At 49.9% G+C, this 12,002-nt stretch carries 11 protein-coding genes; all 11 read left to right on the top strand.

What is annotated here, in order from left to right; genetic code table 11:
• The first annotated feature begins 52 nt into the window (after positions 1-52).
• Positions 53-1,015, top strand: a complete 963-nt coding sequence (locus NWF31_RS03530) for a 3-hydroxyacyl-CoA dehydrogenase family protein (RefSeq protein ID WP_258359127.1) — start codon at positions 53-55, stop codon at positions 1,013-1,015.
• A 41-nt stretch (positions 1,016-1,056) separates the two neighbouring features.
• Positions 1,057-1,893, top strand: a complete 837-nt coding sequence (locus NWF31_RS03525) for a beta-keto acid cleavage family enzyme (RefSeq protein ID WP_258359126.1) — start codon at positions 1,057-1,059, stop codon at positions 1,891-1,893.
• Between the two features lie 24 nt (positions 1,894-1,917).
• The gene (locus NWF31_RS03520) at positions 1,918-3,081 is read left to right on the top strand and encodes a thiolase family protein (protein WP_258359125.1); all 1,164 of its coding nucleotides are present in this window, start codon (positions 1,918-1,920) and stop codon (positions 3,079-3,081) included.
• Positions 3,082-3,128: 47 nt separating this feature from the next.
• The gene (locus NWF31_RS03515) at positions 3,129-3,689 is read left to right on the top strand and encodes a nitroreductase family protein (RefSeq protein ID WP_258359124.1); all 561 of its coding nucleotides are present in this window, start codon (positions 3,129-3,131) and stop codon (positions 3,687-3,689) included.
• Positions 3,690-3,711: 22 nt separating this feature from the next.
• A complete protein-coding gene (locus NWF31_RS03510; protein WP_258359123.1) occupies positions 3,712-5,688 on the top strand; it encodes an oxidoreductase in 1,977 nt (658 codons plus the stop codon).
• Positions 5,689-5,727: 39 nt separating this feature from the next.
• Positions 5,728-6,516, top strand: coding sequence for an enoyl-CoA hydratase/isomerase family protein (locus NWF31_RS03505; RefSeq protein WP_258359122.1), 789 nt, complete (start codon positions 5,728-5,730; stop codon positions 6,514-6,516).
• A gap of 36 nt (positions 6,517-6,552) precedes the next feature.
• Entirely contained in the window at positions 6,553-7,410 is an 858-nt protein-coding gene (locus NWF31_RS03500; protein ID WP_258359121.1) for a 3-hydroxyacyl-CoA dehydrogenase family protein, read from the top strand.
• 79 nt (positions 7,411-7,489) lie between these two features.
• Positions 7,490-9,013, top strand: a complete 1,524-nt coding sequence (locus NWF31_RS03495) for a 4-hydroxyphenylacetate 3-hydroxylase family protein (protein WP_258359120.1) — start codon at positions 7,490-7,492, stop codon at positions 9,011-9,013.
• 74 nt (positions 9,014-9,087) lie between these two features.
• Positions 9,088-9,867 carry an SDR family oxidoreductase gene (locus NWF31_RS03490; RefSeq protein WP_258359119.1) on the top strand — a complete coding sequence of 260 codons (780 nt, stop codon included), beginning with the start codon at positions 9,088-9,090 and terminating at the stop codon, positions 9,865-9,867.
• A gap of 99 nt (positions 9,868-9,966) precedes the next feature.
• Complete coding sequence (locus tag NWF31_RS03485; RefSeq protein WP_258359118.1) at positions 9,967-10,878, top strand: bifunctional enoyl-CoA hydratase/phosphate acetyltransferase; 912 nt, start codon at positions 9,967-9,969, stop codon at positions 10,876-10,878.
• A gap of 9 nt (positions 10,879-10,887) precedes the next feature.
• A complete protein-coding gene (buk, locus tag NWF31_RS03480) occupies positions 10,888-11,961 on the top strand; it encodes a butyrate kinase (RefSeq protein ID WP_340674343.1) in 1,074 nt (357 codons plus the stop codon).
• Positions 11,962-12,002: the final 41 nt, after the last annotated feature.

Genomic DNA, 12,002 nt, shown 5'->3' with positions numbered 1-12,002 from the left:
CTGCCCAAGACTGATAAGCCTTGGGCAGGTTTTAAAGCGAGGGGGAAAAGAAATGACTAACGAGATAAAAAAAATAGCCTGCCTTGGAGCCGGGGTAATAGGTTCGGGCTGGGCAACTAACTTCCTGATGAAAGGTATTCCTACCAAAGTATATACAAGACGGCAGGAATCCCTGCAGCGGGTAAAAAATGCCGTAGAGAAAAACCTCGATTTTCTCGTTAAGAAAGGTTTCCTGCATGAAGAAGTAAAAAATCGAGCCCTGGAAATGGTTGAATATACTACTGATCTCAAGACAGCAGTTACAGGTGTACAGTTCATTCAAGAGTCCCTTCCTGAAGAATATGATTTAAAACACGCGGTCATGGCTGAAGTTGAAAAATATGCTGAACCAGACGCCATAATTGCCACCAGCACTTCCGGTTTATTAATAACAGAGATTGCGAAACCCATGCGGTACCCGGAAAGATTGGTAGGTGGGCACCCGTATAATCCTCCTCATCTAATTCCCCTGGTTGAAATTGTTAAAGGAGAAAAGACAAGCGATGCTGTAGTACAGGCCGCCTATGAATTTTATGTTCGTATCGGCAAGGAACCTGTAGTCTTAAATAAAGAAGTTTCCGGTTTTATTGCCAACCGCTTACAGCTGGCCCTTTATCGCGAAGCAGTCGACCTGGTGACCAAAGGCGTATGCTCGGTAGAAGATATTGATAAAGCGGTGGTGTACGGGCCCGGTTTACGCTATGCTGCCCTTGGACCCAATTTGGCCTTCCATCTTGGCGGCGGCGAGAAAGGGATCAAAGGCCTGATGAGTGCCCTGAAAGAATCTACCGAGATGCGCCTGCGCGATATGGCGACCTGGAGCAAGGAACCGGAGGGCTGGCCTGATGTAGCTTATGAGGGTGTACTCCGGGAAATAGAAAACAGGCCACCTGAACTGGGCAAGACGGTAGGTGAGATTGCAGAATTCAGGGACACAGTTCTTCTGGAATTATTGAAACTGCACCGGAAAATATAACCTGGCAATAAATAAGTATTTTATCTGAAAGGGTGTGCAAATTGCCGGATCTAAGCAATAAAGTGATAATAACAGCAGCCCTTACCGGGGCCGTTACACCAAAATCTTCAAATCCCAATATACCGATTACCCCTGAAGAAATAGCCGACGATGCTTATGCTTGCTGGCAGGCAGGTGCGGCCGTGGTACACCTGCACATGCGTGATGAAAATGCCATGGGCACCATGGACGTAGCCAGGTTTAAAAAGACTGTAGAATTAATCCAAAAGAGATGCGATGTAGTCATAAACTTAACCACTTCCGGTGATCACCGGGCAACTGATGACGAACGTATGGCCCATATTATAGAGCTGAAACCTGAAATAGCGTCCTTTGATTCGGGAAGTTTCAACTGGATGCCGGCGGGAGTATTTATGAATTCCCCGCAGTTCCTGGAGAAACTGGCGCGGGTTATGTTGGAAAACGAAGTAAAACCCGAAATTGAAGTATTTGATGCCGGCATGATCCATATAGCAGAGTATTATATGGCAAAAGGCTTGATAAAACGCCCCCCGCATTTCCAGCTTTGCCTTGGTGTGCTGGGAGGAGCGCGGGCAACGGTTGATAGCCTTGTTTACCTGCGTAACCTGCTACCTGCTGATGCTACCTGGTCTGCTTTCGGTATTGGCAAAGATCACTTGCCAATATTGTACACGACTATAGCCATGGGAGGCCATATTCGTGTAGGCCTGGAAGACAACATCTATTATGCCAAAGGTCGCTTGACCAGCAATGTCGAGCTGGTAGAAAGAGCGGTAAGGCTGGTTAAAGAAGCCAATAAAGAAGTAGCGACACCGGATGAAGCAAGGCGAATATTAAATCTCAAAGGTGCAAAATAGGAAACGAACTGAGAGGTGGAAAAAATGCGCGAAGCAGTAATTGTTGCGGCAGTAAGGACACCGGTAGGCAGGTGCCGGGGGGTGCTGGCCCCGGTACCCGCCCATGAACTGGGAGCCCTGGCGGTTAAAGAAGCAGTAAGGAGAGCCGGTATCAACCCGGAAGAAATTGACGAGGTTATATTTGCCAACCTGATGAATAATGAGATCAACAATATGGCGCGAATGGTTTCCCTCAGTGCCGGTCTCCCCATAAGCGTACCGGGGATAACCCTGGACAGGCAATGTGCCGCCTCACTGAACGCCGTTGCCTATGCTTCTATTTTAATTGAAGCGGGCTATGCCGATATCATCGTGGCCGGCGGGGTAGAAAGCGATTCCCGGCGTTGTTACGTGATGGAAAAACCGACGCAGCCGTACCAGGTAGCGCCGCCCCAGTGGGCTGTGATTCATACGGCGCCAGGTGAATTAAACGTTACCATGGGCATGTCCGCGGAAAATGTCGCCGAGAAGTACGGCATTACCAGGCGCGAGTGTGACGAGTTTTCCCTGCTAAGTCACCAGAAGGCAACCAGGGCCTGGGAAGCAGGAGTATTTGATGGCCAGATAGTACCTGTAGAAGTGAAGGATAAGAAAAAATCAATTGTAGTAGAGAAAGACGAGTGTTACAGGCCGGATGCATCTCTTGAAGCAATGGCGGCCTTACCGCCGGTATTCAAGAAAGACGGCATAGTAACGGCAGGCAACAGCTCACCCATGAGCGACGGCGCCGGAGCAGTAGTAATTATGGAAAAGGGAAAGGCCAAAGCCCTGGGTCTTGAAATCCTGGCCAAATTCAAGGCATATGCAGCTGCGGGGGTTGACCCGCGCATAATGGGGGTCGGCCCGATAGCGGCAACCAGGAAGCTGTTCCAGAAGACGGGCATGACCATGAAAGACATCGATCTAATTGAATTAAATGAAGCATTTGCTTCCCAAGCCATTGCCTGCATCCGTGAGTTGAACATCGACATGGAAAAATTAAATGTAAACGGCGGCGCTATAGCCCTGGGCCATCCCCTGGCGGGAACCGGTGCCATACTGACCACGAAAATGGTTTACGAGCTTAAACGCAGGGGCTTACAAACGGGGTTGATATCCTTCTGTGTCGGCGGCGGGCAGGGAGTATCCGTTGTCCTGGAACGAGAATAGTGAAGGGGGCTATTCACCCCCTTCTTCTCCAAAAGGGGACGATGATAGTGAGTGCAAAACTACAGCTCATTAAAGACAGGCGAAGCATAAGGGCGTATACCGGAGAACAGGTCCAGGAGCGTGACCTGCAGGCTATTCTTGAAGCTGCCATGTATGCACCGAGTCCTGGAGGAAGCCAGCCCTGGTTTTTTACGGTAATTCAAAACCGGGAACTTATAAAAGAATTGAGCGAGGCATCCAAAGAAGTTGCCAGGAATAAGGATATCGAGTTTTTGAAGGCTTTAGGTAATAATCCGGAATTTCATGCTTTCCATAACGCTCCTACCGTAATCATAGTATCAGGTGACGCCAGGGAACCTTTTGCTACCGCCGCCTGCGCGGCGGCTACCCAGAATATGCTGCTGGCGGCAGAATTCCTGGGACTGGGCGCTTGCTGGGTTAATTTCGGCTTGCTGGTATTCGAGGGATACAAAGGTGATATATACCGGGAGAAGTTAGGAATACCCGGGGGGTATAAACCTCTTTTTTCAGTGACTTTAGGCTATCGCCGCGGTGATAAACCACAGGCTGCGCCGAGGAAAAGTAACATCGTGAACTATATTAGATAGCTCAACAAAGGAGCGAGACCGGATGCGCGCTTTTAAACATGTTTTTACTCCCTTCAAGATACGTAATATTGTTTTTAAGAACAGGATCGAGATTACACCGGCTGTAGCATGCCTGGCGTCGGAAAACGGCATGGTTACCGAAGCCATGATAGCCTATCACCAGCAACTCGCCCGCAGCGGCGCGGCCATAGTTACCATAGGCGACAGTGTCATCGATTTTTATCAAGGCAAAGAACACGAAGCGCAGCTTAACCTGGGCGACGACCGGATTTTACCGGGACTATACCGCCTGGTGCAGGCTATTGAGAGGCACGGGGCTGTAGCTTCGATTGAAATTAACCATGGCGGTCGTTTTTCTGCGCCTGGACTCCTGGAAGGAAGAAATCCAATCGGGCCTTCACCTATTCCCTCACGGGCGGAATTAATGTTCGCCGGGATCGAGGGGAGACGGGCGGTACCGGTACGCGAGATGACCCAGGAAGATATAGACAGGGCAATAGAACAGTATGCCCACGCCGTCTATAACTGTTACCAGGCCGGCTTTAAGATGGTGATGCTGCATGGTGCCCATGGACATTTACTGGCCCAATTTCTTTCGCCTTTATCCAACAAGCGCAGGGATATTTACGGTGGCAGTCTCGAAAACCGGGCAAGATTTGCGATCCAGGTATTGGAGGCCATCAGGAAAAAAGTCGGCAATAAAATTATTATCGAGTATCGTATCAGTGCCGATGAACTGGTGCCTGAAGGCATGCGTCTTGAAGAAACACTCCAATTTATCAAAATGATTGAAGACAAAATTGATCTTTTGCATGTCTCGGCCGGGGTTATATGTGAGCCGGAGACCAACCCAGATATTATCCAGCCGACCTATTACCCTCGCGGTCACAACGTACACTGGGCAGAAAAGATTAAGAAAGAAGTAAAAGTACCGGTTACAACGGTCGGTTCAATAACGATGGAGATGGCGGAAGAAATCCTCAAAGAGGGAAAAGCCGATATGGTCGGCATGATGCGCAATGTTCTTGCCGACAACCGCTACGTCGAAAAAATGCGGCGGGGCGAAATTGAGGATGTGCGCCCGTGTTTACGTTGCAATACCTGTACCCATAACACCGCCCGCTTTTACCCGGTAATTTGCGCGGTAAATCCCATGGTCGGGCGCGAGACTGAGTTTGTCGACATCGCCCCGGCAAAAAGAAAAAAGAAAGTGGTTATAATTGGGGGCGGCCCGGCTGGTATGCAGGCGGCTCTTACCGCATCACAGCGAGGGCACGAGGTAATTCTCCTGGAGAAAAGCGAAAACCTGGGTGGCAACCTGCGGCTGGCAGCTGCCTACCCCTTTAAAGAAGATATGCAAAAGTATCTTGAATGGTTAATCAGGCAAACCATGAAGGCCAGCGGTGTAACAGTAAAGTTGAATACGGAAGCAACGCCGGAGCTGGTCGCTGCCGAGAAGCCCGATGTATTGTTTATTGCCGTCGGCGCAAAGCCTTTTATTCCCCAAATGCCTGGAATTGATAGGGAAAATGTTGTCTGGTTCGGTGACGTAGATGCGGGGAAGGTACCGGTGGGCGAAAACGTGGTAGTGGCCGGAGGCGGGCTGACCGGTTGCGAGACAGCTTTATACCTGGCCGGGCAAAACAAGAAGGTAACAATAATTGATATGCTAAATGAACAGGAAATAGCGGGCGATTGCCCCATTATTAACCGCATAGGTTTGATGCTCCTGCTGGAAAAACACAATGTCAAGTTTATTACCGAGGTTAAACTAGAGGGAATTACCGAAGCGGGAGCTCTTGTGATTGACAAGAAATGGAACAGGCGCGTTGTGCCTGCAGATACTGTGGTCCTATCCCTGGGTTTTGTGCCACGGGATGAAATTATAGAAAAATATATCGACCTGGCTCCCGACGTTTACGCTATAGGTGATTGCAAAGAACCTCGCAATTTGAAAGCAGCAATTCACGAAGGGTTCAATTACGCCCTGGAGATATAAAAGGTTTTACTCATTTGACTAGACGAGGGCGTAAGTGAGGTGAAGAAAGTGGAATACAAGAACCTTAATTTCACGCTGGAAGATAATATTGCCATAGTTACTCTAAACAGGCCGAAATATTATAATGCCCTTAACAGCGAGCTTATTGGTGAATTAGAGAAGGTATTAGCAGAACTGGAAAATAACGATAAGGTAAGGGTGCTTATCATAACCGGAAGCGGCAAGGCTTTTGCTGCCGGGGCTGACGTTACCGAGTTGATGGAAGCCGATCCGTGGGGAGCCCTGGAAAACTGCACCAGGGCCCACCGGGTTTTCGATCGCCTGGAAACCCTTCCCATTCCCACCATAGCAGCGATTAACGGCCCGGCCCTGGGCGGGGGGTGCGAGTTAATCCTGTGCTGTGATTTCAGGATTGCGGCAGAAAGCGCGCGCATCGGATTACCGGAAATCACCCTGGGGATAATTCCCGGTGCCGGGGGAACCCAGAGGCTGCTGCGCCTGGTCGGCCTGCCCCGGGCCAAAGAAATGATCTTTTTGGGCAGTCTGGTTAATGCCGAAAAAGCACTGGAAATAGGCCTGGTAGACCGAATAGTCAACGACCAGGAACTATTAGAAGAAGCAAAGAAACTGGCCGGGAAACTAATCGAGCGCCCGAAGATAGCCCTTAAACTGGCCAAGAACGCCATAAACTTCTGGCGCGATAAAGACCTGGAAAGCAGCAAGAAGTTTGAAATGGCGCAGTTTGCCCTGGCCTTTTGCACCCAGGACCAAAAAGAAGGCATGCGTGCTTTTGTAGAAAAAAGGAAGCCCAGTTTTGTTCATAAATAAAACCATGCCAGCAGGTACAACACGGGGGTGTGAACAATGGAAATAGAAAAGATAGGCGTCATAGGCGCAGGTTCCATGGGAGGAGGGATAGCCCACCTGGCAGCAACGAAAGGATTTGAAGTAATTCTCACTGATGTAGACCAGCGTTTTCTTGACGCTGCCAGGCAACGTATAGGAGCCCAGATGGACAAAGATATAGCCAGGCAGAAAATGACTGCCGAAGATAAAGAGAAGGTTCTCGGGAAGATTACCACTACTACCACAATTGAAGAATTTGCCGCAGTAGATTTCGTCATCGAAGCAGTAACTGAAGACCTGGAACTAAAAAAAGACCTGTTCAAAAAGCTGGATGCGATCTGCCGGCCGGAAGTAATATTAGCAACCAACACCTCATCATTATCGGTTACGGATATAGCCTCAGCAACATCCAGGCCGGAAAGAGTGGCGGGCATGCATTTCTTTAACCCGCCGCAGGTAATGCGCCTGGTAGAGGTAGTCTGCGGTTACCAGACGAGCGAAGACACCAAAAGAGAAATAAAAGAGCTGGCCGGGAAGCTGGGCAAGACGGCGGTGGTCTGCCAGAAAGACACACCGGGATTTATAGTAAACAGGATCTTGTTTGCCCAGTTCTTTGAAGCCATTCGCATCCTGGAAGAAGGGGTGGCCACGCCGGAAGATATCGACACGGCGGTTACTCTGGGATTGAATTACCCGATGGGACCATTCCAGTTAATGGATTTCGGCGGTCTGGACCTGGCGGTATATATCGGGGAGTATTTCTTCAGGGAAACCAAGGATATGAGATGGAATCCCCCGCATACCCTTAAATCCCTTGTAAAAGCCGGACGTACCGGGCGCAAGGCCGGCGCAGGGTGGTACAATTACCAGAAATAAAACAGCAAAAATGTATCTCAAAATTAGGCAACTACCCAGAAGGCTTAAATAATAAAAAAATAAAATAGGAGGTTATATCATGGGTATCGGCACTTTTGAAGCTTATGTAAACCGGCTGAGAAAAATGCGGGCCAATGTTTATATAAACGGCCAGAAATTGGACAGGTCCGGGGACTGGATCAACGGCGGCATTTATTGTATCAAACAGACCTTTGATTGTGCCCATGACCCGGCATACCAGGATGTCTGTGTGGCTACCTCGCATTTAACCGGTGAAAAGATCAACCGTTTTACCCATATTCACCAGAGCGTCGAAGACCTGCTCAAGAAACAAATGATGACCCGGCTCCTGTGCCACCGGGTAGGCGGCTGCATCCAGCGCTGCATGGGAATAGACGCTTTAAACGCACTTTACGTGGTAACCCATGAAATGGATGAAGCACTTGGAACGAGCTATCACAAAAGGCTGCTCAAATATTTAGAGTACAGCCAGGCCAATGACCTGGTTGCCTGCTGTGCCCAGACCGACGTTAAAGGCCACCGGAAATTGCGTCCCCATGAACAGGCAGATCCAGACCTGTATGTCAGGATAGTTGAGACCCGGCCGGACGGGATTGTTGTCCGCGGTGCGAAATGCTGCAATTCAATAGCGCCGTACGCCGATGAAATTATAGTTGTCCCCACACGTTTCATGACCCCCAATGACGGTGATTATGCCGTAGCCTTTGCCATCCCGGGTGACTGGCCCGGCGTAAAACTGCTGGCATTGCCCGGCCATCACGGCGAACGCAAGTATCTAAAATCGCCTATCGGTGAAGTCGGCGATGTAGAGTCCATGACCGTTTTCGACGACGTTTTTGTACCAAATGAAAGGATTTTCATGAACGGCAAGGAAAATCCAGGAGCTGTACCGTATGCCGGTTATCTTGCCTTGATGTTTGCCCATTTCCACCGCCATTCCTATACCGGCTGCAAGACCGCAGTTTCCGAAGTGATAGCCAGCCAGGCGGCCCTCGTAGCGGACGTCAACGGCATCGAAAAAGAAGATCACGTCAAGGAGAAAATATGCGATATTATTGCCACCGCCGAGCTGGTTTTTGCAGCCGGGCAGGCCTCGGCATACCGCGCGGTTAAGTCCGCCAGCGGGGCCTATGTACCTGACGAAATCCTGACCAACGCCGGCAGGCGCCTGGCAGGGAAAAACATCTATGAGGAATATAAAACCCTTGCCGACCTGGCCGGTGGCCTGAGCGCGACCCTGCCACTGGAAGAGGAGTTTTTTGCCGAAGAGACAAGGGAACTGGCAAACAAGTATATCATGAGGAACCCTAAATATACTGCCGAGGAAACCCACCGTACCCTGCGAATGATCCAGGAGCACCTGTGTTCTCACTTTGGCGCGGCACAGATTATAGCCGGCCTGCACGGCGGTGGCTCACCCCAGATGGAGACTATAACCATGATGTCCCGTTATGATCTTGAAAGCCTTAAGGATATTGCCAAGTACCTGGCCGGCATAACCCAGGAACTGCCGCGCTATGAACGGCCGACCGTGACGCCGAGGGAAATTATGAAGCGATTTGAACAAATGAAAAAGAAATAGTTACCATACCGGGATGCCGGTCCACCTGCCGGCATCCCGGTAGAAAAATTCTATTAGTAGGAGGGGGCTTAACCTTGCATATTCGCGAGTTGTTTTCCCTGGCGGGAAAAACGGCAATCGTTACCGGCGGCGCGGCGGGTATAGGCGTCCAGATTTCAGAAGCCCTGGCTGAAGCAGGGGCCGATATAGTAATTGCTGCCAGGAAAATCGAGCGCTGCCTTGATATGGGCAAACAACTTGAAGATAAATATGGCGTCCGCACCCTGGCAGTAGCATGCGACGTAAGCAAACCTGAAGATTGTGAGAACCTGGTGAAAAAAGCTGCTGACCATTTCGGCCGTATAGATATCCTGGTAAACAATGCCGGTATGAGCTGGGGTGCCGATTCTTTGAACTACCCCATGGACAAATGGCACCAGGTTATGGAAACGAATGTTACCGGGCTTTTTTACCTGTCGATGCTTACTGCCCGGGTGATGAAAGAGCAGGGAGGCGGTAAGATAATAAATATTGCTTCAATCGGTGGCCTGCTCGGGGATAAACCGGAATTCGTCGACGCCATAGCCTACAGCACCAGTAAAGGCGCCGTGATAACCCTGACCAGAGACCTGGCCGTAAAATGGGCGCGTTACGGTATCTATGTTAACGCCATATGCCCCGGCTGGTTTCCAACCCACATGAGCGAAAAAGCTTTAAATAAGAACCGGGAGGTTTTACAGGATAGAATACCGCTTAAAAGGTTTGGCGGCGAAAATGACCTGAAAGGCGTGATTGTGCTGCTAAGTTCTGCTGCCTCTGATTTTATTACCGGGCAATACATTGTCGTTGACGGGGGAACAACGGCTTCTATGTAGAACCCCGGCTCCAAAAGAGAAACGAAACAGTTTATAAAAAGGCAAGATAGAGAAATAAGGGAAATAATTGCCTATTTATAGCAACGGAAGGTGCCGGAAATGGTTGTAAAGCGATTTCAAGAAATACTTGATACTCTAAAAGCAGACAAGGAAAAGCGAAGAGTTGCCGTAGTAGGGGCGGAAGACGACCATACCTTGCATGCCGTTATAAACGCCTGGCAGGATGGCCTTATTCATCCCGTTTTATTGGGTAACAGGATAGAGATTGAAAAGGTACTAGAAACATATGGACAAAAAGAAAGGGATTTTGAAATCATAGCGGTCTCTAGTCCTGAAGAGGGGGCCAGGGAAGCGGCCCGGATGGTAAATAGAGGCCAGGCGGACTGCATTATGAAGGGCAAGATTCAGACGGGTGCCTTAATGAAAGTGCTGCTGGATAAGGAAAGCGATCTAAGGACGGGACGGCTTATATCCCTGGTAGCTCTTATGGAAGTACCGGCCTACCATAAATTATTTGCTATTACCGACGTTGGCATAGTGACCTACCCGACGTTAGAACAGAAAAAGGAACTAATAGCCAACGCGGTAGATGTATTTCACTCACTGGGGATAAGCAATCCCAAGGTAGGCTTAATGGCTGCGGTAGAAGAAGTAAATCCCAAAATGCCGGAGACGATAGACGCAGCCACCCTGAAAGAATGGAATAAGCAGGGATTAATTCAAGGCTGCATCGTCGAAGGTCCTATATCGTTGGATCTGGCCGTCAGCAAAGAGGCCGCCAGGATTAAGGGTTTTGAGAGCGAGGTCGCCGGAGATGTAGACATTATGGTTGTCCCCGAAATTGTAGCCGGCAACATGCTGGCCAAAGCTTTAATACAATTTTGTGGTGCCAAAACGGCAGGAGTCGTTGTTGGCGCCAGGGTGCCCCTGGTAATCCAATCCCGTTCGGCCTCCCATGAAGAGAAATACCTGGCCCTGGCTTTAGCCGCCCTTATGCAGGCAAGGAGGTAGACAACTGGCGTGACCCAAAAGATATATAAGATTCTGGTGATAAATCCAGGCTCGACTTCTACCAAGATCGGCCTGTTTGAAAACGAAAATGAAATTTTCCGCAGGGAGATCGAGCACCCGGCTCAGGAACTGGCCAGGTTCCCGAGGGTAATTGACCAGATAGAATTCCGCAAGAACACGATATTACAGGTCCTGGCGGAGCATAACTTTGAGGTGAAAGAACTATCGGCTATTGCCGCCCGGGGCGGGGCCCTCCCGCCGGTAGCCGGGGGCGCTTATACAGTTAATGCCAGAATGCTTGAAGTACTGCGATCAGATAAGATACCGGAACATGCTTCTAACCTGGCAGCCCTGATCGCTTATGAAATTGCCGCACCCCTGGGGATCCCGGCCATGATCTATGACGCCGTCTCGACAGACGAAATGGACGAAATAGCCCGTATATCAGGAATGCCGGAGATAGAACGCCCCAGCCTGAGCCACGTGTTGAACAGCCGGGTAGTAGCCAGGAAGGTGGCCGGTAGCCTCAATAAAGAGTACAGGGATGTAAACGTTATCGTGGCCCATTTAGGTGGAGGTATTACTATCACCATCCATTCGGGCGGGAGGATTATCGATGTAGTTTCTGATGATGAGGGGCCTTTTTCCCCGGAGAGGGCCGGCCGTGTACCATGCCGCATATTAATAGATCTTTGTTACAGCGGCCAGTACGACCATCAAACCATGCGTAAGAAACTGAGGGGACGCGGGGGCCTGATCGCCTATCTGGGTACAAGCAATGCCCCGGAAATAGAAGAAAGGATAAAAAACGGCGATGATTACGCCTGTTTGGTATATCAGGCAATGGCTTACCAGATAGCCAAGGCAATCGGGGAACTGGCTACGGTAGTAAAAGGTAAAGTGGACAGGATAGCGATAACAGGAGGACTGGCCCACTCCAAGCTGTTGACGGGATGGATTATTGAGAGAGTATCATTTATCGCCCCTGTACAAGTATACCCTGGTGCTTTTGAACTGGAAGCCCTGGCTTCAGGGTGCTACCGGGTATTAACCGGTGAGGAGCAGGCCAAAGTATACTGCTAGCAGCAAAGCCGGCTCAACAAAATTAAGGGAGTGTTTTAAGG

This window comes from Neomoorella sulfitireducens (assembly GCF_024733845.1).
GTDB classification, from domain to species: Bacteria; Bacillota; DSM-521; order Neomoorellales; family Neomoorellaceae; genus Neomoorella; species Neomoorella sulfitireducens.
The sequence above is the reverse complement of the archived record's forward strand: the minus strand, read 5'-3'. Positions and strand labels throughout refer to the sequence as shown.

Coding starts and splice junctions, on each gene's coding strand:
- NWF31_RS03510 (WP_258359123.1), top strand. CDS start 3,712: ATGCGCGCTTTTAAACATGTTTTTACTCCCTTCAAGATACGTAATATT.
- NWF31_RS03495 (WP_258359120.1), top strand. CDS start 7,490: ATGGGTATCGGCACTTTTGAAGCTTATGTAAACCGGCTGAGAAAAATG.
- NWF31_RS03520 (WP_258359125.1), top strand. CDS start 1,918: ATGCGCGAAGCAGTAATTGTTGCGGCAGTAAGGACACCGGTAGGCAGG.
- NWF31_RS03485 (WP_258359118.1), top strand. CDS start 9,967: ATGGTTGTAAAGCGATTTCAAGAAATACTTGATACTCTAAAAGCAGAC.
- NWF31_RS03500 (WP_258359121.1), top strand. CDS start 6,553: ATGGAAATAGAAAAGATAGGCGTCATAGGCGCAGGTTCCATGGGAGGA.
- NWF31_RS03530 (WP_258359127.1), top strand. CDS start 53: ATGACTAACGAGATAAAAAAAATAGCCTGCCTTGGAGCCGGGGTAATA.